Here is a 22,728-nt window from a genome sequence, read left to right as displayed (position 1 = left end):
GGGGTGATCCCTTCTTTCAACGTTTGGCCAGTTGCACGGTGGCGGTGTCCATCAGTTCGGTCACCAGCTGGTTGAGCTGTTTCGAGCCCATGGTCGGTGCCCAGTATTCGCGGCCATACAGGCCGACATTGCGCTCGAGCTTGACCTGGTCCTTGGCCCTGGCCAGCTCGCTGCCGTTGCGGTCGACGATGACCAGGTCGCCGGCGACATCGAAACTGTCGACATAGATCGGGCCATTGACCCAGATCCACAGCGTCAGCGTCAGCAGGGCGCCGGGGAAGTAGCCCGGGTGCGGGGCGCGACGGCCCTTGAGGGAGGTCATGTCGAACTTCAGCAGCACGTCCTGCTCGTCGAGGCGAGTGGGGTACTCGCTGATGGCCTTGAAGTAGCCGCCTTTTTCCACGTACTGGCCAAGCTGGCTGGTCAGCGAGCGGCTGATGGTGGTGCGCGTGGCTTCGTCGATGCCGGGGGCGGACACCACCACGTCGGCAATCTGCGCGGTGCGTGGGCTGGTGACCGAGGCAGGGTGTGGCGGGGTGCCGACGGGGCCGGTAACGTTATAGGAAATGCAACCGGTCATGGACAGCAGAGCCGCCAGGGTGGCGGCTCGCAGCAGTGTGTTCAACGTGGGACTTCCTTGCACAGGTGTGAAATCTGAGCAGGATGACGGCCGCGTCGCAGGGAACTTTAGGATGCGATGCCATTAAATTGATATCGCCCTGGGAGCAGGGCCGGCAATCGACCCCGTTCGATATCAGGCAAGGTCCGCCGCCGAATGGCGTTCCGCCACCTGGCTGGCTTCCTCGCCCCAGGTCCGATTGACCCGGGTGCCGCGTTGTACGGCCGGGCGCTGGGCGATGGTTTCGGCCCAGCGCTGTACGTTCGGGTATTCGTGCACCGCGAGGAACTCCGCCGCGCCGTACAGGTTGCCACGCACCAGCTGGCCATACCAGGGCCACACGGCGATGTCGGCGATGCTGTACTCGGGGCCGCCCAGGTAGGCACTTTCGCCCAGGCGGTGGTCGAGGACGTCGAGCTGGCGCTTGGCTTCCATGGTGAAGCGGTTGATGGCGTACTCGAACTTTTCCGGCGCGTAGACGTAGAAGTGGCCGAAACCTCCGCCCAGGTAAGGCGCCGAGCCCATCTGCCAGAACAGCCAGTTGAGGGTTTCGGTGCGCGTGGCGATGTCCTTGGGCAGGAAGGCGCCGAACTTTTCCGCGAGGTACAGCAGGATCGAACCGGACTCGAACACCCGCACCGGCGGTTCGACGCCGCGGTCGAGCAGGGCGGGGATCTTCGAGTTGGGATTGACCTGCACGAAGCCGCTGGCGAACTGGTCGCCCTCGCCGATGCGGATCAGCCAGGCGTCGTATTCGGCGCCGCCGTGGCCGAGGGCCAGCAGTTCTTCCAGGAGGATGGTGACCTTGACGCCATTGGGCGTGGCCAGGGAGTACAGCTGCAGCGGGTGCTTGCCGGTGGGCAGCGGCTTGTCGTGGGTGGGCCCGGCCACCGGACGGTTGATGCTGGCGAACTGGCCGCCGGAGGGCGCCTCGAAGGTCCAGACCTTGGGCGGAACGTAGGGCTTGCTCATGGGGAATCTCCAGTATGGCGCTATGCAGGTGGACTGCTTTCTATGCCATGGATTCGCCAATAGTCACAAGCGCGACATGCTCTGTGTAGGAGCGGCCTTGTGCCGCGAAAGGGGCGCGAAGCGGCCCCGGGGTTTCAGCCTTGATGCATCAATCGCCGGGGCTGCCATGCAGCCCTTTCGCGGCACAAGGCCGCTCCTACACGGTCCGTGCAGGGGCTGCGGGCTGGGGCGCGGGCTTTTTCGCAGGTTTCAGCCGCGACACCCCGAACAACACCAGCACCAGCCCGGCCACCTGGTACAGCGAGACCGCCTCGCTGAGGATCAGCCAAGACGCCAGCATGGTCAGCACCGGCCCCAGGTTGCCCACCGCCGCCGTGTGCGTGGGGCCCATACGCTGGATCGCCAGGGCCACCCAGTAGATCGGCAGCACCGTGGAGAACAACGCCATCAGCGCCGCGTTGAGCCACACCGCGCTCGGCAGCTGCAGCAACGGCGCGACATCCGCCACCAGCAGGTAGTGGGCCAGCACCATCAGCGACGAGGCGCTGCCGCACAGGCCGGCCAGGCGCATCGAGTTCATGCGCTTGAGCATCATCCCGGTACCGGAGTAGTACAGGGCATAGGTCACCGCGCTGGCGAATACCCACAACGAGCCGACCAGCACCTGGTTGCCGCCGCCCGCGCTGCCGATGTCATGCACGAAGGCGATGCCCAGCCCCAGGTAGCACAGGCCCATGGCCGCCAGCGTGCGCAAGGTGGGGCGTTCGCGTTGGACGACGGCCTGGATCACCAGCACCAGGGTCGGGTAGGTGAACAGGATCAAGCGCTCGAGGCCGGCGCTGATGAATTGCAATCCATAGAAGTCGAACAGGCTGGCCAGGTAGTAGCCGAACAGGCCGAGCAGGGCGACCCGCAGGCCATCGCCGGCGCTCAGCGGCGCTCCGCCCTGGCCGCGGCTGGCCCACACCAGCCAGGCGAACAGCGGCAGCGACAAGGCCATGCGCAGCGCCAGCAGGCTGATGGCGTCCACGGGGCCGGCGGCATAGGCGAGCTTGACGAAGATGGCCTTGAAGCTGAAACCCAGGGCCGCGAGCACGGCATACAGGCTGCCGTTGGCGAGGGCGCGGTGGAGCGGGGCGGGCAGGCGGGTCATGACAGGTCCGTGACGGCAAAGGGGCGTGGCTTATTCTGCGCAGAACGCAGGCAGGCTAGAATCGCTTTTTCTCGAACATGGCGTTCTGATTTGGAGAAACCTCGATGCACTTCGATCTCGTGGACCTGCGCCTGCTCGCGGCCATTGCCGCGACCGGTAGCCTGAGCAAGGCGGCGGCGACCTTTCCGGTGGCGGTGTCGGCCGCCAGCACCCGGCTGCGCCTGTTCGAGGCGCGCTGTGGATTGACCCTGTTCCTGCGCAAGGCCGACGGCATGCAGCTGACCCCCGCCGGGCGCCTGGTGCTGGAGTCGGCGCGTGGCGTGCTGGGCGAGGCGCAGAAGCTGCATGACACCCTCGGCGAGCTGGCCGGCCAGCGGCGCATTACCCTGCACCTGGCGGCCTCCACGGTGACCAACAGCACCTTGCTGCCGGCGGTGCTCGGGCCGTTCCTGGCCGACTACCCGGAGGTGGACCTGCAACTGGTCGAGCACAAGAGCATCGATGTGCTGCGGGTGGTGCTGGCCGGTGAGTGCGAGATCGGCGTGTACGACGGCAACCTGGTCAATGATGGCCTGGTGTCGCTGCCGTTTCGCACCGAGCGGCTGGTGCTGCTGGTGCCGCTCGATCACCCGTTGGCCGGGCGTGGCCAGCTGCGCCTGGCGGACGCCCTGGGTTTTCCCTTCGTCTGTCTGCCGGCCGAGCGCGCCATGCAGCGTTTCGTCGAGGAGCTGGCGATGAACCTGGCCATGCCGCTGAAGGTGCGGGTACGCGCCCCCAGCTTCGAAGCCATCGCCCAGCTGGTGGCCCAGCACGCCGGCATCGCCATGCTGCCCGAGACCGCCGCGGTACGCGCCGAACAGGAACTGGCGGTGCGCCGGGTGGCGCTGGAGGAGCGCTGGGCGACCCTGGAACTGCGCATCTGCTTTCGTGGCTGGGAGGCGCTGAGCTCCCATGGGCGGCAGCTGGTGAGCTTCCTTTCCGGGCAATAGCGCGGACGGATGTGTTTCCCGTCGAAATGCCATCATTTGGATATCAAATGTACCTGTGCAAACGCCGTCGAGCGCATACAATCAGCGCTCTGAACGGTAATTCACAGGCAACTCCCACCCATGGCGTTCGACGCTTCCACCCTGCTGACCCTCTCCATCGCCCTGGCCGCGGTCGCCGCCTTGTACCTGGCCGTGGAATGGATCAGTGTGCGCGAGTCTTCCTTGCTGTGCTGGAGCGCCAGCTTCGCCACCATCAGCGTCGGCTCCTCGCTTGCCCTGCTGCGCGGCAGTGGTTATCTGTTCATCGGCATCTGGTTCGCCAATGGCATGCTGGTCGCCGCCCACTGGCTGTTTTTACTGGGGGTTTCGCGCTTCACCGAGGCGCGCCTGTCACGGGCCTGCTACCTGGCGCCGCTGCTCTGGCTCGGCCTGTTGCTGCTGCCGCAATGGCCGCTGTGGTCGAAGACTTTCCTGGTGGTCAACTCGCTGCTGGTCGCCAGCTTCACCCTGTACGCCAGTGCATTGCTGCGCCCGCACGGCAAGTCCCTCAGCGTGGGGGCGGTCCAGCTGCGCTACATCCTGCTGCTGCATGGCCTGTTCTACCTGGCCAAGACCTTGCCGGCGCTGCTGCCGGGGACGCTGATCGACCTCACGGCGTTCCGCGGGCAGATCATCCAGGCGTCGCTGGTGGAGGGTGCCATGGCGATCATGCTGATCGCCCTGTCGATGACCGGCACTGTGCGCTACCGCCGCGAGGAGCGCATCGAGCGCCTGGCCGCGCGCGATCCGCTGACCGCGCTGTACAACCGTCGGGCCCTGGAGGTGCGGGCGGCGAACCTGCTGAAGGAGGTCTCGCCGCAACGTCCGGGCGCTCTGTTGCTGATCGACATCGACCACTTCAAGCTGGTCAACGACCTGCACGGGCATGCCGCCGGCGACCGCCTGCTGGTGGCCTTGAGCGAAATGATCCGGGCGTTGCTGCCGGAGCGGGCGATCGCCGCGCGCCTCGGTGGTGACGAGTTCGTCATCCTGCTGGGTGATGCGTCGCGCCAGGCCATTGAACAGCTGGCCGATACCTTGCGCCGGCAGTTCCAGGCCACGGCCGAGCAATTGTTCCGCACCCCCGAAGCGGTGACCCTGAGCATCGGCGCCAACCTGTTCGACCGGCCACCGGCCAGCCTGGCGGCCTTGATCGAGCAGGGCGACGTGCTGCTGTACGCCTCCAAGCGCGGCGGGCGCAACAGCCTGCAGCTGGTGGACGGGCTGCGCGGCTGAGCTACTTGTTGTTGATGCATTGCGACTGCACCGAATAGCGCACGGTGCGCAGGGTGCCCTGGCTGTCCTCGAAGGTCATCAGCCGGGGCACCACCTCGCAGGTGCGCGGGTCGCCCGACTGGCGCACGAGGCGGGCGACGTCGAGCTTCATGCCATAGCGATAGTCGACGATCTCCGGCATCGGCTTGGCGCGTTGCGCCGCGTAGGCCGCCACGGCCTGCTGGTGGTCTTCAAGCAGCTGCTCGTTGTCCAGCCTGGAAAAGCCCGTGGCCTGGGCCGAAAGGGAAAGCGCCAGCAGGGCGGCGATCAGGGTCGGTCGTAGCATGGTGCGTGTCTCCGAAAGGTTCGTTTCGCAGTCCACGCTAGCGACGGGCAGCCGACAGCGGCATGACGCCCGGGTTACAGATATGAAAGGTGGCCGGGGATGCCGATCCCACGGCCGCGAATGACACGATTGTAATCCCCCCATCACCTTCCCGTTATCCGCCAGCGGCGAGCATCAGGCTCGGCCAACGGGGCTGGGTGCGCACGCATCTGGCCAGACCAGGGACGCTCCAGCGCCAAGGCCCGACAACAAGAACAGCCGCAATCGAAGGAGCAACGGATGACAAGCAATCCAACACTTTCCCTGGCCGCCCTGGTGGCGCTGGCCGGCTTCGGCCCGGCAGCCTGGGCCGCGCAAGAGCAGCAGGAAGGGTTCATCGAGGGCAGCCGCCTGAGCGTGCTCAACCGCAATTACTATTTCAACCGTGACCATCGCGACGGTCGCGCGCCCACCTACAACCCCGGCAAGGCCAGCGACAACGGCTACTCCGAAGCCTGGGCCCACGCCATCATCACCCGCTTCGAATCCGGTTTCACCCAGGGCACGGTGGGCGTCGGCGTGGATGCCTTCGCCATGCTCGGGCTCAAGCTCGACACCGGTGGCGGGCGCAACGGAGGGCGCAGTTCGTTCGACGTGCTGCCGGTGGACCGTGATGGCCAGGCCCGCGACGAATACAGCAAGGTCGGCGGCGCGGCCAAGGTGCGCCTGTTCGACACCGTGCTGCGGGTGGGCGATGTGTTCCCGGTCAACCCGGTGGTCGCTGCCGGCGACTCGCGGCTGCTGCCGGAAAGCTTTCGCGGGGTGACCCTGGAGAACACCAGCCTGCAAGGCTTGACGCTGCAGGCCGGGCGCCTGCACGCCATGAGCCAGCCGGTGTCCAGCGACCTGCGCGAGAACTTCGTGACCTTCTACGGCGGCCCGGTGGACTCGCCATGGATCGCCTACGGCGGCGGCGACTACGCGATCAACGAAAACGTCAGCGTGAGCCTGTTCGGCAGCCGCCTGAAGGACGTGTGGAACCAGTACTACGCCGGCACCAGCGTGACCTGGCCGTTGTCCGATGACCTGGCGCTGATCGGCGGGTTCAATTTCTACAATGCCAAGGATGAAGGGCGTCAGCGCCTGGGACAGTTCGACAACGACATCTGGAGCGCCAAGCTCGGCGTGCGCTACGGCGCCCACACCGTCGCGCTGACCCACCAGCGCAACAACGGCGACGACGATTTCGACTACCTGCGCCAGTCCGACTCGATCTTCCTCGACAACTCCATCCAGTACAGCGACTTCAACTCGCCGAAGGAGCGTTCGTGGATGCTGCGCTACGACCTGAACATGGCCGCCTACGGGGTGCCGGGGCTGTCGTTCATGACCCGCTATGGCCGTGGCAGCGACGCCGACTACAGCCACGCCAACGCCTACTACATGCGCCGCGATGACAACGGCGACCCGCTCACCGACCAGAAGCGCTGGGAGCGCGACATCGAGGTCAAGTACGTGGTGCAGACCGGCGCGGCCAAGGACCTGTCGCTGCGCGTGCGCCAGGCCACCACCCGGGCCACGGCCTTTGAATCGGACCTGGACGAGGTGCGGGTGATCGTCGAGTACCCCCTGTCGATCCTCTGAGCATTTCCCGAATTCACCTTGAGAAGCCCACGTGCTCCTTTGGTTACAGGTGAATGTCTTGACGCCTCCAATGAGGCGTCTTTTTTTTGCCCCCGATTTCGCCCCCCCCCACCTGTAGGAGCGGGCTTGTCCCGCGATCACGGGCAACGCCCGTGCCAAGCAGTAGCGATGCCTCGCTTGCCCTCGCCATGGGCCCTATCCAATCGAAGGCCCCACCCCGCGACAAGTTGTCTGCTTGACTTGCAGAGGTACCCTACGATCGTCAACTTGACTTCGCAGTCAGTTTTTGTGATCGTGCGCGCCCTCCCAGTTTCTCAAGCACCAGAAAAAGCATGGGCAGCCCAAGAGCTACCCAGAGGATCAACCATGTCCAACCGTGATATTTCCCGGCGTTCGTTCCTGCAAGGCGGGCTGATCGCCGGTGTCGGCGTGACCCTGGCGCCGCTCGGCAGCCAGGCCTTCGCCGCCCTGATGGAAAACAAGGTCACCACCTCGCCGCAGAAGTGGATGAACCACGACGGCAAGGCGCGTTTTCGTAACGACGCGCTGTCCAAGGTCTGTGGCAACAAGGTGTTCGCCCGCGACATCCGCGCCAAGGACATGCCCGGCTGGCCGCAGCAGCAGGGCCACGCCATGCTGCTCAAGGCCACCAAGGCCGACCGCATCTACGCAGGCCATGACCTGTCGCTGCTGGGCGCCGAGCTGCAGCCGGACCGTATCGTCACCGCCGACGACCTGAAGAAGGACGGCATCGCCTGGCCCGAAGCCCATTCGCCGGACCCGCTGCTGCCGCCGGGCCAGGTGCCGATGTTCATCGGCCACCCGGTGGCGATCCTGATCTGGAACGACTTCGAGCGTTTCCGCAAGGCCAAGCTCAAGCTGCAGTTCAACGACCAGGCAATCCGCTATGGCGCCCAGGCGCCGCTGTACCAGCGCGACCCCTACGGCAGCTTCCGTTTCGTGCGCGTGGGCGGCAAGACGCCGTTCGACGAGGACGAATACTCGAGCCTGAAGAACACCATGCTGTTCCCCACCATCCTGGCGCGCAAGCCGGTATGGACCGCCGAGCCCAAGCAGCACGGCACCCTCACCGAGCAGGGGATGTTCTACGCCCAGCGCATCGACGAGCAGCTCAAGCAGCCGCCGCAAGACTGGCTGCTGTTCGACGAACGCTACAAGACCCCGTCGATCGAGCCCGCGGCCCTCGAGCCGGACAACGGCAACGGCTGGTTCGACCCGGCCACCGGCACCCTGCATTTTGTCGTGGCCACCCAGTGCCCGTTCGAAGTGGCGCAGGAATGCGTGCACATGATCAAGCCGTCGCGCTTCGGCCTGAAGCACCTGAACATGCATCCGGGCTACACCGTCGGCTACGGCTCCAAGGACAACAACATCTTCGTGTTCTACGCCGCCGTCGCCGCCCTGTACGGCGCGGGCGTGCCGATCCGCCTGGCCAACGACCGCTATGAGCAGTTCCAGAGCGGCATCAAGCGCCACCCGTTCGACATCCGCTACCAGCTGGCCGTCGACAAGAAGGACATGAGCTTCAAGATCTTCCGCGCCGACATGAGCGTCGACGGCGGCGGGCGCATCAACTACAGCCCGTCGGTGGCCGCCGTGGGCGCCACCGCGGCGCAGTCGATCTACTACATGCCGCAGAACGACCTGTCGGTGACCGCCTACCATTCCCGTGGCGTCGAGGCAGGCTCCATGCGCGGCTACGGCACCCTGCAGAGCATGGCCGCCACCGAGATGATGGTCGACGAGATCGCCGACCGCCTGGGCGTTGACGCCATCGAGCTGCGCCGCAAGAACGCGCTCAAGTCGGGCATGAAGAACACCCAGGGCGCGGTGCCCGCCGGTGCCCTGCGCCTGCACGAGATCCTCGACAAGGCCGCCGCGCACGACTGGTGGAAGAACCGCCAGGCGCGCAAGCAGGCCGAAGACGCCAAGGACCACGACAACTGGTACGGCGTGGGCTTTGCCATCACCCAGAAAGACTTCGGCACCGGCTCCGAGGCGCCAATGGCGGCAGTCGAGTTCACCGCTGACGGCCGTATCAGCCTGCGCCATATCGGCACCGAGCTGGGCACCGGCATGTCCACCTCCCAGGCCCTGGTGGTCAGCGACTTCCTCGGCCGTGTCGCCGACGAGGTCATGACCGCCCAGACTGAGTGGCCGGAGTTGGCGCTGACCACCAGCGGCAACCCCTACCTGATCAGCCAGGCCGAGCAGGACGCCGCGCTGCGCAACCCGCGCTGGGTCGGCAAGCTGGCTTCGCCTTCGTCGGCGACCAACTCGGCGTTCTACTTCAGCCACGCCACCCGCGAAGCGGCCCGCGTGCTGTTCAACCACGGCCTGTGGCCGGCGGCCATGGCCCTGTGGAGCCAGGGCCCGTATGGCGGTCAGGCCAACCCGCTGGTGGTGCGCCGCGAGAACGCGGTGTGGGTCAACGGTGAGCTGACCGGCAACGGCCTGGCGCCGATCCCGTTCGCCACGCTGGCCAAGAAAGCCCATGAGATGGGCCTGGTCACCGGTGTCAGCGTGCACGGTTTCAACCGCTGGAGCTGGGCCGAGGCCGACTACGTCATCGACGGCGTGCGCGAGCGCCTGCCGCTCGATGCCGTGGCGGTGAAGTACGGCGACGGCGCGGTGAACGCGAAGAAGGCGCAGATGAACAGCGCCGGCTTCCACCTGCTTGACCGGCAGAACGCCGAGTACCCGGCCACCCAGCTGAACAACGCCATGGTCACCTACTACAGCCCGGTGGCGACCATCGTCGAGGTCAAGGTCAACAAGGGCAGCGGCGAGGTGACGGTGCTCAACCACCACAGCTGGGTCGAGTGCGGCCGGGTGCTGGTGCCGGAGCTGGTCAAGGGCCAGCTCGAGGGCGGTATCGCCATGGGCATCGGCCATGCGCTGCTGGAAGAAATGCCGCTGTACGAGGGTGGCCCGGGCGAGGGCAACTGGAATTTCAACCGTTACCGCCTGCCGATGGCCAAACATGTGGCGGTGTGGAAGCAGACTTCGGAGATCCTGCCGCCGCTGTCGCCGACCGATCCGTCCAAGGGCATCGCCGAAGTGGTGATGATCCCGGTGGTCGGCGCCATCGGCAACGCCGTGGCCCATGCCATCGGCAAGCGCGTGCGCGACCTGCCCATCACCCCCGCCCGAGTCAAGGAGGCCCTCAATGGCTGACCGCAAGCTGCAACTGACCCTCAACGGTCAACCTGTCGTCACCGAAGTGGTCCCCGATGACCTGGCGATGATCGACTTCCTGCACGAATACCAGAACCTCACCGGCTCGCGTCTTGGCTGCGGCCAGGGCATCTGCCATGCCTGCGTGGTGATCGTCGACAATCCCGACGGCACCAGTGAGGAAGTGCGCACCTGCATCACCGGCGCGCATTACTTCGAGGGCAAGAAAGTCCGCACCATCGAAGGCCACGCCAAGCTCGACGAAGCCGGCAACCCCGGCGAGCTGAACCCGATCCAGCAGAAGTTCGTCGACCGCTTCGCCTTCCAGTGCAGCTACTGCGCGCCGGGCTTCGTCAACGCCGCCACGGTGCTGGTGGAAAAGGCCCAGCGCAAGCCGCTGAAGCAGAGTGAGCTGGAGGGCGCCATCGAGGCCAGCCTCGGCCACCATGTGTGCCGCTGCACCGGCTACGTGCGTTACTACGAGGCGACCCGCGAAGTGCTGGGTGACCTCGGCCTGGTCAAGGAGGGTTGAGCATGACGCGTGTTCTGAGCAGCCTGGCCCTGGCCATCGGCGCACTGGTCACCTTCAACGCCCAGGCGGCGGACGAGGCCTTGATCAAGCGCGGCGAATACCTCGCCCGCGCCGCCGACTGCATGGCCTGCCACACCGCCGAAGGCGGCGCGCCGTATGCAGGCGGCCTGCCGATCCATTCGCCGTTCGGCACCATCTACGGCACCAACATCACCCCGGACAAGCAGTACGGTATCGGCAACTACAGCAGCGACGAGTTCTTCGCCGCCCTCACCGAGGGCAAGCGCAAGGACGGCGCCAACCTGTACCCGGCCATGCCGTACACCTCCTACCACCTGGTCAAGCGCGAGGACTCCGACGCCATCCATGCCTACCTGATGAGCGTGGCGCCGATCAACCGTCCGGCCCCGGAAACCAGCCTGAGTTTCCCGTTCAACGTACGCACCGGCCTGATCGGCTGGAACCTGCTGTATGGCAAGAGCGTGCAGTTGGAGGAGGGCAAGGGCAATAGCGAGGCGTGGAAGCGCGGCCAGTACATGGTCGAGGTGCTCGGCCACTGCGGCGAATGCCACACCCCGCGCAATCCGATTGGCGCGCTGCAGCAGGACAAGCGCCTGACCGGCGGCTTGCTGCTGGGCTACCTGGCACCAAGCCTGCTGGCCCAGGACCTGGCCGACCGCGGCTGGAACCAGGCGGACCTGGCGACCTTCCTCAAGCACGGGGTCAGCGCCCAGGGCAGCATGTTCAACGAGATGTACCCGGTGGTGCACCACAGCACCCAGCATCTGCAGGACAGCGACCTGGCGGCCATGGCCACCTACCTGCTCGGCGACCAGCCGCCGGCGGCCAAGGTGGTGCAGGCGGTCGCCCACGAAACCATGGGCGAGAGCGCCAAGCGCGGCCGCCAGCAGTACCTCAACGTCTGCGCCGGCTGCCACGGTGTCGAGGGCGAGGGCAAGCCGCACATCGCCGTGGCCATGCGCGGTAACACCGTGCTGCGCCAGGCCGACTCGCGCAACCTGGTCAAGGCCATCGTCGACGGCATCCGCGAGCAGCAGTTCACCGGTTTTGAGCGCATGCAGCCGATGCCGGGCTTCGCCGACAAGCTCGACGACCGGCAGCTGACCGATATGGTCAACTACCTGCGCGAAGCCTGGGGCGGCCTGCCGGGCGACCTGACCACCCAGCAGCTGGCCCAGCTGAAGGCGGACTGACCCGTGCAGCATCTCGACCTGCAGGTGGTGCGCCAGGCGGCGCAGTGGTCGCGTGACGGCTTGCGCGTGTGGCTGTGCACGGTGCTCTGCACCTACGGCTCGGCGCCGCGCGCGCCGGGCTCGCTGTTGGCGGTCAACGACCAGGGGCACTGGGTCGGCTCGCTGTCCGGCGGCTGCGTCGAGGAGGACTTCCTCGAACGCGTCGCCGCCGACGAGTTCGCCGCTGCCGTCGCCGTGGTGCGCTATGGCGACGGCAGCGACACCCGCGGCAACATCCGCCTGCCCTGCGGTGGCATCCTCGATGTGCTGGTGGAGAACCTGCCGGGCGATTGCGCGACCCAGGCACACCTGGGTGAGCTGGAGGCGGCCTTGCTGGGCCGTCGCCGGCTGCTGCGCGAGGTCGACCTGCGCACGGGCGAACGTCGCGTATTGGATGACCACAGCCAGGGGCCACGGGTGGAGCAGGGCGGCGAGTTCGTGCGCTTGCGCGTCGGCGCCGCCCAACGCCTGTTGCTGGCCGGCTACTCGAGCGTCGCGCACTTCTGCGCCGAGTTCGGCAAGGGCCTGGGCTTCGAGGTGGTGCTGTGCGACCCTCGCGACGAGGTGATGGACAACGTGGTGCTCGACGGGATAGAAATCCGTCGGGAACTGCCCTCGCTGTTCATCGCCAACGGTGGCTGCCACCGCGACACGGCGGTGGTGGCGCTCACCCACGACCCGAAGATCGACGACCTGGCCATGCTCGAAGCGGTACATACCGAAGCCTTCTACATCGGCGTGATGGGCTCGCGCGCCACCTCGGAAAAGCGCCGTGAACGCCTGCGCCGTATCGGCGGGCTCGACGATGCCGAGATGGCGCGCATCCATGCCCCCATCGGCCTCAACCTGGGCAGCAAGACGCCGGCGGAGATCGCCCTGGCGGTGCTCGCCGATATCCTCCGTACCCGCAGCGGCATCGCCCGCGAGGCTTTGTGAGCGTCGTCGCGTTGGTATTGGCGGCCGGCCAGGGTTCGCGCTTCGGCGCGGACAAGCGCCGGGCCGCGCTGGGCGATGGTCGCAGCCTGTTGCAGCATAGCGTCGAGCGCGCCCTGGCGGCGTTCGACGAGGTGCGCGTGGTGCTGCGCGCTGGCGAACGGGGCGAGGATCTGGGGTTGCCGGCGGGCTGCCGAATTGTCCATAGCCTCGAGGCCGGACTGGGCATGGGCCATAGCCTGGCGGCGGGCGCCGCTTCGCTGGGCGACAGCGAGGCGCAGGCGGTCGCCATCCTGTTGGGGGACATGCCGTGGATTCTGCCCGCAACCTTCCGGCGGTTGATCGCAAGCGCTGGCCCTGCGGTCATCGTGGTGCCGCGTCATCTGGGGCAGAATGGGCATCCGGTGCTGTTTGGGCGCAACTACTGGCCTGAACTCGCACTGATGGCCGGCGATGAGGGCGCGCGTTCGGTGCTGCAACGGCATCGGCAACAGTTGCAGGTGGTCGAGGTAGACGACGCAGGTGTATTGCGCGACGTCGATACACCCGCTGCGCTCGACTAGACTGCCCTGAGCCATTTTGCGGTCCCGGTGTAGGAGCGGCCTTGTGCCGCGAAAGGGGCGCGAAGCGGCCCTAGGCTCCGAGTCACCATCAATATCGCTGGGGCTGCTGCCGCAGCCCTTTCGCGGCACAAGGCCGCTCCTACACCGGGACTTTGTACCGATGCCACGGACAGCCATTGAGGGAAAACCCTCATTGCCGCTCATCCGGTGGCCTCCTAGCATGGATCCGGTCAACCCCCAGGCACAGGAGCACAGCCATGACCAACAGCAACGACGACAAACGCCCGACCCCCGATCCGGCCGAGGACAACGCCTTCTTCCCCTCGCCGTATTCCCTCAGCCAGTTCACCTCACCCAAGTCCGACCTCAGCGGCGCCGACTACCCCGACGCCTACAAGGGCGGACGCTGGAAAATCCTCTTGATCGGCGCCGACGAGCGCTACCTGCTCACCGACAACGGCACGCTGTTTTCCACCGGCAACCATCCGGTGGAAACCCTGCTGCCCATGTACCACCTGGACAAGGCCGGCTTCGCCTTCGATGTCGCGACCTTGTCGGGCAACCCGGTCAAGTTCGAATACTGGGCCATGCCGCGCGAGGACCAGCAGGTGCTCGGCCTGTTCGAGCGCTACAAGCCCGCCTTCAAACAGCCGCGCAAGCTCGCCGAGGTGATCGACAGTGCCCTGGGTGACGACTCGGACTACATCGGCGTGTTCATTCCCGGTGGCCATGGCGCGTTGATCGGCCTGCCGGAAAGCGAAGAGGTTGCCCAGGTGCTGAAATGGGCGGCGAATCACGACAAGTTCGTCATCACCCTGTGCCACGGTCCGGCGGCGCTGCTGGCTGGCGGCAAGCTGTTCGATGGCTACAAGATCTGCGCCTTCCCCGATGAACTGGATGCCAAGACCCCGGACATCGGCTACATGCCCGGTCACCTGACCTGGAAGTTCGGCGAACGCCTGCAGGCCCAGGGTGTCGAGATCGTCAACGACGGCATCTCCGGCGCCGTCCACCAGGACCGTCGGTTGCTCACCGGCGACAGCCCGCTGGCCGGCAACGCCTTGGGCAAGCTGGCCGCAGCGGCATTGCTCAAGGCGGTCAACGGCGGGTGAGCGGCATGCCGTTCGACAAGGTAGTGCAGGCGGTCCGGCAGATCGAGCAGGCCACCGCCCTGGCGACGATCCAGACGGCCGTGCGCAACGTCGCCCGGCCGCTGGGCTATGACCGCTTTGTGCTGTTCAGCGCCAGCGCCGCGCGGGACGAGGTGGTCGAGCGCATCCACTGGGTGGAAGGAGACTGGTTCGGTGACGGCCAAGCGGTCGATGCCCGGACCTACGTACGCCATTGCCCGGTGACCCGCCATCTGCTGGCGGCCCGTGAAGCGTTCTTCTGGAGCAAGCAGCCGAGCGACGAAGGTGAACGCTATCGGGTGGTGCGGGTGCCATGCGGGCCGGGCATCCATGGCCTGCAAGTGCCGGTGTTCGGCCCGGCGGGCCTGGAGGGAGCGATGAGCCTGGGCGGTGTGCGCATCGACGCTTCGGCGCCGGCGCGCCTGGCCCTGAGCCTGCTGGCCAACGCCGCGTTCCTCGGTGCACGGCGGCTGCTGGAGGCACCGCCCGGCGAGGGTCAGCTGTCGGCGCGTGAGCGCCAGGTGCTGGCCTGGACCGCCGCCGGGCAGCGCCAGGCGGATATCGCGGCCACCCTGGGCCTGTCGGTGCGCACCGTGGAAAACCATCTTCGCGCCGCCCGCCGGCGCCTGGGGGTGAGCACCACCGCCCAGGCGATCAGGATCGCCCTGGGCAGCGGCGCGCTCGACTGACTCAGCCGTTGTGCGCAACCGTCAACACCACCTTGCCGATATGCCGGCCAGACTCCATCAGGGCATGGGCCTGGCTGGCCGCCGCCAGCGGGAAGGTCGCGTGAACCAATGGCTTGACCGAACCGCTGCGCACATGAGGCCAGGCCTTGGCCAGCAGGTCCGTGAGAATCGCTGCCTTGTCGTCGGCACTGCGCGCGCGCAGCGTCGAGCCGATATGGGTCAGGCGCTTGGTCAGCAGGGGGAACAGGTCGACCTCGGTGGCCGGGCCCTTGACCACGCCGATCTGCACGATGCGTCCGTCCATGGCCGCGGCCTTGAAATTGCGGGCCACATAGTCACCGGCGATGATGTCGACGATCACGTTCACGCCCTTGCCCTCGGTGTGCAGCATGACCTGTTCGACGAAGTCCTCGCGGGTGTAGTCGATGGCCACGTCGGCGCCCAGTTCCAGGCTGGCGGCCTGTTGCCCGGCGCCATTGACCGTGGTGAGGATCTTCGCCGCGCCCAAGGCACGGGCCAGCTGCGTGGCGGTGGTGCCGATGCCGGAGGCGCCGCCGTGGATCAGCACGCTTTCACCGGCCTTGAAGCCGCCACGCTGGAACAGGTTGACCCAGACGGTCATGAAGGTTTCCGGCAAGGCCGCGCCCTCGACCATCGACAGGTTGTCCGGCAGGTGCGCGGTGGTGCGCTCGTCGGCCACGGCGTACTCGGCGTAGCCGCCGCCCTGGACCAGGGCGATCACCGCGTCGCCCACGGCAAAGTGGCGGACCTGCTCGCCGGTGGCCACGACCTTGCCGGCGATCTCCAGCCCCGGAATGTCCGGCGCGCCGGCGGGCGGGTCGTACAGGCCCTTGCGCTGCAGCAGGTCGGGGCCGTTGACGCCGGCGGCATGGACCTGGATCAGCACCTCCCGGGGGCCTGGTCGAGGCGTGGCATGGGTGGTGGCCTGCAGGACCTCGGGGCCCCCAGGTTGGGTAATATCGATGGCGGTCATGTGAGTGGGGATGTGACGCATGAAAACCTCTGTCATTCTGAGGAAAGGCCGCTTTGGCCCGGTGCGTCACAGGGTATGAAACCCACGCTGCGCGGTCGCGCGGCGATTTTGCGACGCACCTTTGCAGATTTTCTTCAGGTGAGATTCCTGTCCTGTGGGAGCGGGTTTACCCGCGAATACGTTGGTGAACCCACTACTGTTTTCGCGGGTAAACCCGCTCCCACAGGCTCTCGTTGCCCGACGAACAATGGAGTGAGCGAATGAACTGGGACGACGCCCGCATGCTGCTGGCCTTGAGCCGCGAACTGACCCTGCGCCGCGCCGCCCGGGTGCTGCGCGTCGACCAGGCCACGGTGGGCCGGCGGGTGGCGGCGCTGGAGGCCGACCTTGGCGCGACCCTGTTCCTGCGCACCCCCGCCGGTTACCAGTTGACCGCCACCGGCGAAGTGGCCGTGGAGCTGGCGCAGAAGATGGAGCAGGCTGCCCTGGAGCTGGCCCGTCGCACCCGGGGCAGCGATAACGAACAGGCCGGCGAGGTGCGCATCGCCACCACCGATTCCCTGGCGCTGGAGTTCGTCATCCCGGCGCTGCGCCGGTTGCACGACGATCACCCCGAGGTGCGCATCGTGCTCAGCGGCAGCTCGGAGATTGTCAACCTGTCGCAACGCGAAACCGACATTGCCATCCGCAACCAGCGCCCGGACAACCCCGACCTGGTGCTGCGCAAGCTGGCCAGCTGGCAGATGGGGCTGTTCGCCTCGGCGGACTATCTGGCGCGTCGCGGCATGCCGCAGGAGGGCAGTTTTGCCGGCCATGACCTGGTGGTGTACGAGCCGTACTGGCGTGATCGCGGGGTACCGACCCTGGTGGACGTGCCCATGGGCGAGGGCAGGGTGGTGATGGCGGCCAATGCCAGCATGATGCTGCGCCGGGGCATTGCCGAAGGGTTGGGCCTGGGCGAGATCCCCGTGGCGTTGGGGCAGCGCGACGGCCTGCTGCGGGTCTGGCCGCAGCGCGCGCGCAGCCAGCCCTACGAGGTGTGGATGGTCACCCATCGCGACCTGCGCCACACGGCGCGGGTGCGGGCAGTGATCGACCAGCTGGTGCAGGCGTTTGCCGATTGAGGACGCTGTGCGGTGCGAATACCTTCAGTTGGCGGGCAGCTTCAGCGGATGCAAGGCGCGGAAACCCTGTGCTTCTTCCACCAGCCAGTCATGCACCGCACGCGCTCCAGGCTGGCTTAGTCCGCCCGGCGGATACAGCAGCACATAGCGCTTGTGGTTGGTGATCGGCACCCCGAACGGCACGATCAGCGCGCCGCGCTCCAGCTCGTCGTTGAGCAGGGTGCGCCGGGCGATGGCCACGCCGACACCGGCGATGGCGGCCTCGATGGTCAGGTGGTTGCGGTTGAAGGTATGCCCGCGGCGCACGTCCAGCCCGCCGGCGCCGATGCCGTCGAGGTAGAACTCCCATTCGGCGTACTCCGAGCTGCCGCGCCAGGCGGTGATGTCGTGCAGCAGCGGGTAGTGGGCCAGGTCCGCCGGCCCGTGCAGCGGCGGGCGGCCACGCAGCAGGGCCGGCGAGCAGACCGGAAAGATCTGTTCGTCCAGCAGCGGGGTGGAGAGCATGCCCGGGTAGCTGCCGTCGTTGAGGTCGATGGCCAGGTCGAAGTCTTCCGGGTGCAGCGCCTGGTTGCTGTCCTCGGCCACCAGGCGCAGTTCGATGTCCGGGTAGCGCTGCTGGAAGCGCGGCAGGCGCGGTGTCAGCCACTTGGCCAGGAACGAGGGGATCGAGCGCAAGCGTAAGGTGCCACGGATTTCACCGGCATCCAGACGCAGCAGCTCGGCCTCGATGCTGCCATAGGCCTCGGCCACGGTCTGGGCCAGGCGCTGGCCTTCGGCGGACAGCTCGACGCCGCGGGCGCGGCGCAGGAACAGGCGAAAGCCCAGGCGTTCCTCGAGCTGGCGCATTTGTTGGCTGACCGCGCCGGGGGTGATGTGCAGCTCCTCGGCGCAGCGGGTGAACGACAGGTGCCGCGCCGCACAGGAGAACACGTGCAGCCAGACGAACACCTGGCCGTTGAGTGGGCCTTTCATCGTTTAGTCCTGCTAAAGGCTTATGTAGGAAGTTTCGTTGGTCAAGCTGGCCTGAGAGGGGCAGTATCGCGCAACTTGGCAATACCGCTCAAATTTTCCAGAGAGCCGTGGCATATCCTAGATGGTTGTCACGGTCAGGCATTAGCATGGCTATCAGTGTTTTCGACCTTTTCAAGATTGGCATCGGCCCGTCCAGCTCCCATACCGTCGGCCCCATGCGCGCCGCGGCGACCTTCGCCCAGGCCCTGCGTGAACGCGGCCTGCTGGCCCAGGTGCGGCGAGTCGAGGTGCGCCTCTATGGCTCGCTGTCGGCCACCGGTGTCGGTCACGCCACGGACCGCGCCTGCCTGCTGGGGTTGATGGGCCAGTGGCCGGACCGCATCGACCCGCACAGCATCGAGCCACGCATCGACCAGCTGATGCAGGAGCAGTGCCTGATGCTCGACGGCAGCCAGCCGATCGAGTTCCAGTACAGCCGTGACATGCGCCTGCTCGACGAGAACCTGGCCTATCACCCCAATGCGATGACCCTGGAAAGCTTCGACGGGCAGGGCAGCCAGTTCAGCCAGACCTACTATTCCGTGGGTGGCGGCTTTATCGTCGAGCAAAGCGAGATCGATGCGCCGCAAGGCAGCGACAACCTGGTCGCCTTGCCCTACGAATTCTCCAGCGGCGCCGAACTGCTGGCCCTGTGCAAGGCCCACAACCTGAGCGTCAGCCAGCTGATGCTGGCCAACGAGTGCGCCTGGCGCCCGGAAAGCGAGGTGCGCGAAGGCCTGCTGAAGATCTGGGCGGCGATGGGCGAGTGCGTCGACAACGGCCTGCGCAACGAAGGCATCCTGCCCGGCGGGCTGAAGGTCAAGCGCCGGGCGGCACGCCTGCACCGCAGCCTGCAGGAGGTCGGCAAGCCCAACGTGATCGGCTCGACCCTCAGCGCCATGGAATGGGTCAACCTGTTTGCCCTGGCGGTCAACGAAGAGAACGCCGCCGGCGGGCGCATGGTCACCGCGCCCACCAACGGCGCGGCCGGGATCATTCCGGCGGTGCTGCATTACTACATGAAGTTCAACCCCGGCGCTTGCGACGACGACGTGGTGGCGTTCCTGCTGGCGGCCGCTGCAGTGGGCATCCTGTGCAAGAAGAACGCCTCGATCTCCGGTGCCGAAGTGGGCTGCCAAGGCGAGGTGGGCTCGGCCTGCTCGATGGCCGCCGCGGGGCTTGCCGAAGTACTGGGCGCCACGCCGCCACAGCTGGAAAACGCCGCCGAGATCGCCCTTGAGCACAACCTCGGGCTGACCTGCGACCCGGTCGGCGGCCTGGTGCAGATCCCCTGCATCGAGCGCAACGCGATCGCTGCGGTGAAGGCCATCAACGCCGTGCAGATGGCCTTGCGCGGCGACGGCGAACACTTCATCTCCCTCGACCGGGTGATCCGTACCATGCGCGATACCGGCGCGGACATGCACGCCAACTACAAGGAAACCTCCCGCGGCGGCCTGGCTGTCGCGTTCGTCGAGTGCTGATGGCTCCGTACGGACCCCGCTGTAGGAGCGGCCTCGTGCCGCGAAAGGGCCGCAAAGCGGCCCCGGCGATACTCCTCCCACACTGAAATTCTTGGGCTGCACTGCAGCCCGTTCGCGGCACAAGGCCGCTCCTACAGGGGAGCGGTATCAACCTGCAACACCCGCTGCACCTGCGACAAAAACAACTACAAGGCGATACCCAATGACTGATGTACAAAGCACCACGAGCGTTCGTGCGGATTCGGCTGCCCTGGCTTCGGCCAGCGGCTCGACCACCTGGAACCGCCACGACACCACCTGGGCCCTGGGCCTGTATGGCACGGCGATCGGCGCCGGCACCCTGTTCCTGCCGATCAACGCCGGGGTCGGCGGTTTCTGGCCGCTGCTGATCCTGGCGCTGCTGGCGTTCCCCATGACCTTCTTCGCCCACCGCGCGCTGACCCGCTTCGTGCTGTCCGGGCGCAAGGGTGGCAACGAGGACATCACCGAGGTGGTGGAAGAGCACTTCGGCGTGGGCGCCGGCAAGCTCATCACCTTGCTGTACTTCTTCGCCATCTTCCCGATCCTGCTGGTCTACAGCGTGGCCTTGACCAACACCCTGACCAGCTTCTTCGAACACCAGCTGCACATCGGCGCGCCGCCGCGAGCGCTGCTGGCCCTGCTGCTGATCTGCGGGCTGATGATCGTGGTGCGCTGCGGCCAGCAGATCATCGTCAAGGCCATGAGCGTGCTGGTCTATCCCTTCGTTGCCTCGTTGCTGCTGCTGGCCCTGAGCCTGATTCCCAACTGGAACGGCGCGTTCTTCGCCCAGGCCAACGAAGGCATCAGCGCCTCCAAGCTGCTGCTGACCCTGTGGCTGGCGATCCCGGTAATGGTGTTCTCGTTCAACCACTCGCCGATCATCTCGGCGTTCGCCGTCGACCAGAAGCACCGTTATGGCAATGATGCCGACCGCAAGAGCGGCCGCACCCTGGCCACCGCCCATGTGATGATGGTACTGACGGTGATGTTCTTCTGCTTCAGCTGCGTGCTGGCCCTGAGCCCGGCCGACCTGGCCGCAGCCAAGGCGCAGAACATCTCGATCCTGTCGTACCTGGCCAACCACTTCCAGACTCCGGTGATCGCCTTTGTCGCGCCGCTGATCGCGCTGGTGGCGATCACCAAGTCGTTTCTTGGCCACTACATCGGTGCCAGCGAAGGTTTCCAGGGCATGATCGTCAAGAGCCTGCGCGGACGTGGCAAGGCCTGGCCGGCCAAGCGCCTGGAGCGCGCCACGGCGTTGTTCATGCTGGTGACCTGCTGGGCGGTGGCGACCCTCAACCCGAGCATTCTCGGGCTGATCGAAAGTCTGGGTGGGCCGGTGATCGCCTGCTTGCTGTTCCTGATGCCGATGTATGCGGTACAGAAGGTGCCGGCGTTGCGCCAGTACTCGGGCAAGCTGTCGAACGTATTCGTGGTCTTGATCGGCTTGATCACGCTGTCGGCGATCGCCTATAGCTTCATGGCCTGACCGATGATCGCGGGGCCAGTCCGCTCCCACACCTTGATGTGGGCGCGGGCTGGCCCCGCGACGGTTCAGGTCAAGCGTTTTCCAGGTGCTTGATCACAGCCTTCAGGCGCTCCGCGGGTTGCGGTTGATCCTGGTGGGTGATGTCCGGCGCCTTGCGCACGCGGCCATGCTGGTCGACCCAGTGGCCGTTGCTGAAGTACCGGTAGCTGGCGGTGCCGATGTTCCAGCCCTGGTCGAGCAGACCCTGCAGGTGGAAGCTCTGGGCGATCTGGCTGAGCGGGCCGCTTGGGCTGCCATCCAGGTGCAGGACAATTGACGGGCTACCTACGGGCGCGAACGGCAGCTCGCTGTAGCCGCCCCACACCTTGGCGTGGAAGACCTGGACCGGATGCGTGGCCTGGATGATGGAGGCCCTGCCGGTGACCTTCTTCTGCACGGTATTGACCAGCAGGTCGAGGGTCAGGATCGGTGCGCCGAGCAGCCCGTTGCTGACGTTCAGGCGGGTATGAAAAAGTCCGAAGGACATGCTGATTCTCCTTGTCTGCTCAGGCTTTCTTGGCGGCCTTGGCGGCCGGGCTCTTGGTCGAGGCGAGGGCCTGGTCCAGGGCTTTGCCCACGGCACCGCTGGCCAGTTGCTTGAGTTGCGCGACGTCACCAGTGGCGATCACGGCCTCCAAGGTGGCGTTGTGCAGTTCGGTCGTCAGGTCGACGTTCGGCAGTGTCTGGATGCGTTTGAGCTCAAGCACGACGGGTACGTTGTCCACCTCGATCCAACGCTGGCCGTTGTAGTAACGGTAGCTGGCCGTGCCTTTCTGCCAGTCCAGGTCAAGCAGTGCGCGCAGTTCGAACTGCTCCGGCGAATTGGCGTGTGGGCCACCGTGGTTGCCACGTACCGTCAGCAGGATCTTGCCTTCGCTTGGTGGTTGCACGGTGAGGTAGCTGTAGCTGCCCCAGGCATCCAGGCCCAGCTCCAGCGGTGGGTTGGTGGTCTGGGTGATCAGCGCGTGGCCGTTGACGCTGCGGTCTGGGGTGTAGACCAGCAGGTCCAGCTGCAGGCGCGGGGCGCCCGGGGCATTGGTACCAATGAGGTAGGACACCGGGAACAGGCCTTCCGACGGTGCGGTCAGCGATACAGACATGATTGCCTCCGTTGCATTCAATGAATGAAATACCGTAACCAACGCTTGCGCAGGCGGACGGGGGAGAAAAGGGGGAGAGGCAGGTAGACGGGCGGATGTACTGGCGTGCCCGGTGCGAGCGGCTGTTGGCAGCCGGCTTGTGCAGCCATCCCTGAAGTGCGGTGCCGCCTGCCTGGCAGCTCGCTTGAGTTAAGCAGGCAAAAAATGCTGTG

21 protein-coding genes are annotated in these 22,728 nt (G+C 66.4%); 13 read left to right on the top strand and 8 right to left on the bottom strand.

Annotation, left to right across the window (positions count from 1 at the left end; all coding sequences use genetic code 11):
• Positions 1 to 16: 16 nt before the first annotated feature.
• The 3 genes from LU671_RS09615 to LU671_RS09605 all read right to left on the bottom strand — a co-directional run bounded on the left by LU671_RS09615 (position 17) and on the right by LU671_RS09605 (position 2,744).
• Positions 17 to 580, bottom strand: a complete 564-nt coding sequence (locus tag LU671_RS09615) for a hypothetical protein (RefSeq protein WP_203652631.1) — start codon at positions 578 to 580, stop codon at positions 17 to 19.
• Positions 581 to 754: 174 nt separating this feature from the next.
• A complete protein-coding gene (gene yghU / locus LU671_RS09610; RefSeq protein ID WP_232855526.1) occupies positions 755 to 1,591 on the bottom strand; it encodes a glutathione-dependent disulfide-bond oxidoreductase in 837 nt (278 codons plus the stop codon).
• Positions 1,592 to 1,787: 196 nt separating this feature from the next.
• On the bottom strand, positions 1,788 to 2,744 hold the full coding sequence (locus tag LU671_RS09605; protein ID WP_232855525.1) for a DMT family transporter: 957 nt from the start codon (positions 2,742 to 2,744) through the stop codon (positions 1,788 to 1,790).
• 104 nt (positions 2,745 to 2,848) lie between these two features.
• Here LU671_RS09605 and LU671_RS09600 point away from each other — a divergent pair, with 104 nt between their 5' ends.
• Complete coding sequence (locus LU671_RS09600; protein WP_203652388.1) at positions 2,849 to 3,733, top strand: LysR substrate-binding domain-containing protein; 885 nt, start codon at positions 2,849 to 2,851, stop codon at positions 3,731 to 3,733.
• Positions 3,734 to 3,853: 120 nt separating this feature from the next.
• Positions 3,854 to 5,008 carry a GGDEF domain-containing protein gene (locus LU671_RS09595; protein WP_232855524.1) on the top strand — a complete coding sequence of 385 codons (1,155 nt, stop codon included), beginning with the start codon at positions 3,854 to 3,856 and terminating at the stop codon, positions 5,006 to 5,008.
• A 1-nt stretch (position 5,009) separates the two neighbouring features.
• Here LU671_RS09595 and LU671_RS09590 read toward each other — a convergent pair whose 3' ends face one another.
• Positions 5,010 to 5,333, bottom strand: coding sequence for a DUF2790 domain-containing protein (locus LU671_RS09590; protein ID WP_186733182.1), 324 nt, complete (start codon positions 5,331 to 5,333; stop codon positions 5,010 to 5,012).
• A gap of 279 nt (positions 5,334 to 5,612) precedes the next feature.
• Here LU671_RS09590 and LU671_RS09585 point away from each other — a divergent pair, with 279 nt between their 5' ends.
• From LU671_RS09585 to LU671_RS09550, 8 genes are all read left to right on the top strand, one after another.
• Complete coding sequence (locus LU671_RS09585) at positions 5,613 to 6,956, top strand: OprD family porin (RefSeq protein ID WP_232855523.1); 1,344 nt, start codon at positions 5,613 to 5,615, stop codon at positions 6,954 to 6,956.
• Between the two features lie 366 nt (positions 6,957 to 7,322).
• Entirely contained in the window at positions 7,323 to 10,154 is a 2,832-nt protein-coding gene (locus LU671_RS09580) for a xanthine dehydrogenase family protein molybdopterin-binding subunit (RefSeq protein ID WP_232855522.1), read from the top strand.
• Entirely contained in the window at positions 10,147 to 10,686 is a 540-nt protein-coding gene (locus LU671_RS09575) for a (2Fe-2S)-binding protein (protein WP_110738705.1), read from the top strand. The genes LU671_RS09580 and LU671_RS09575 overlap by 8 nt, the downstream gene beginning before the upstream one ends.
• 2 nt (positions 10,687 to 10,688) lie before the next feature.
• A complete protein-coding gene (locus LU671_RS09570) occupies positions 10,689 to 11,900 on the top strand; it encodes a cytochrome c (protein ID WP_203652392.1) in 1,212 nt (403 codons plus the stop codon).
• 3 nt (positions 11,901 to 11,903) lie between these two features.
• Positions 11,904 to 12,875, top strand: coding sequence for an XdhC family protein (locus tag LU671_RS09565; protein ID WP_232855521.1), 972 nt, complete (start codon positions 11,904 to 11,906; stop codon positions 12,873 to 12,875).
• On the top strand, positions 12,872 to 13,435 hold the full coding sequence (locus LU671_RS09560) for a nucleotidyltransferase family protein (protein WP_203652394.1): 564 nt from the start codon (positions 12,872 to 12,874) through the stop codon (positions 13,433 to 13,435). The genes LU671_RS09565 and LU671_RS09560 overlap by 4 nt, the downstream gene beginning before the upstream one ends.
• Positions 13,436 to 13,692: 257 nt before the next feature.
• Complete coding sequence (hchA, locus tag LU671_RS09555; protein ID WP_232855520.1) at positions 13,693 to 14,547, top strand: glyoxalase III HchA; 855 nt, start codon at positions 13,693 to 13,695, stop codon at positions 14,545 to 14,547.
• A 5-nt stretch (positions 14,548 to 14,552) separates the two neighbouring features.
• Positions 14,553 to 15,254: a PA1136 family autoinducer-binding transcriptional regulator gene (locus LU671_RS09550; protein ID WP_232855519.1), complete on the top strand. Its 702-nt coding sequence runs from the start codon at positions 14,553 to 14,555 to the stop codon at positions 15,252 to 15,254.
• A 1-nt stretch (position 15,255) separates the two neighbouring features.
• Here the strand turns inward: LU671_RS09550 and LU671_RS09545 are convergent, their stop codons facing one another.
• Positions 15,256 to 16,248 carry an NAD(P)H-quinone oxidoreductase gene (locus LU671_RS09545; RefSeq protein ID WP_332880054.1) on the bottom strand — a complete coding sequence of 331 codons (993 nt, stop codon included), beginning with the start codon at positions 16,246 to 16,248 and terminating at the stop codon, positions 15,256 to 15,258.
• Positions 16,249 to 16,508: 260 nt separating this feature from the next.
• Between LU671_RS09545 and LU671_RS09540 the strand changes: the two genes are divergently transcribed.
• Positions 16,509 to 17,372: a LysR family transcriptional regulator gene (locus LU671_RS09540; RefSeq protein WP_203652397.1), complete on the top strand. Its 864-nt coding sequence runs from the start codon at positions 16,509 to 16,511 to the stop codon at positions 17,370 to 17,372.
• Between the two features lie 24 nt (positions 17,373 to 17,396).
• Here LU671_RS09540 and LU671_RS09535 read toward each other — a convergent pair whose 3' ends face one another.
• A complete protein-coding gene (locus tag LU671_RS09535; protein ID WP_232855517.1) occupies positions 17,397 to 18,344 on the bottom strand; it encodes a LysR substrate-binding domain-containing protein in 948 nt (315 codons plus the stop codon).
• A gap of 146 nt (positions 18,345 to 18,490) precedes the next feature.
• On the opposite strand from LU671_RS09535, the gene LU671_RS09530 reads away from it, so the two are divergent.
• Together LU671_RS09530 and LU671_RS09525 are read left to right on the top strand one after the other, a co-directional pair.
• Entirely contained in the window at positions 18,491 to 19,867 is a 1,377-nt protein-coding gene (locus LU671_RS09530; RefSeq protein ID WP_232855516.1) for an L-serine ammonia-lyase, read from the top strand.
• Positions 19,868 to 20,069: 202 nt separating this feature from the next.
• The gene (locus LU671_RS09525) at positions 20,070 to 21,377 is read left to right on the top strand and encodes a serine/threonine transporter (protein WP_203652400.1); all 1,308 of its coding nucleotides are present in this window, start codon (positions 20,070 to 20,072) and stop codon (positions 21,375 to 21,377) included.
• Positions 21,378 to 21,447: 70 nt separating this feature from the next.
• Here the strand turns inward: LU671_RS09525 and LU671_RS09520 are convergent, their stop codons facing one another.
• Both LU671_RS09520 and LU671_RS09515 read right to left on the bottom strand, forming a co-directional pair.
• Positions 21,448 to 21,903, bottom strand: a complete 456-nt coding sequence (locus LU671_RS09520) for a DUF1842 domain-containing protein (RefSeq protein WP_203652401.1) — start codon at positions 21,901 to 21,903, stop codon at positions 21,448 to 21,450.
• Between the two features lie 19 nt (positions 21,904 to 21,922).
• Positions 21,923 to 22,516 carry a DUF1842 domain-containing protein gene (locus LU671_RS09515; RefSeq protein WP_232855515.1) on the bottom strand — a complete coding sequence of 198 codons (594 nt, stop codon included), beginning with the start codon at positions 22,514 to 22,516 and terminating at the stop codon, positions 21,923 to 21,925.
• Positions 22,517 to 22,728 lie beyond the last annotated feature (212 nt).

The organism is Pseudomonas sp. NMI760_13 (assembly GCF_021283245.1).
In the GTDB taxonomy this organism is placed as follows: domain Bacteria; phylum Pseudomonadota; class Gammaproteobacteria; order Pseudomonadales; family Pseudomonadaceae; genus Aquipseudomonas; species Aquipseudomonas peradeniyensis.
Note: the sequence above shows the minus strand (reverse complement) of the source record. Positions and strands in the feature narration are given on the sequence as shown.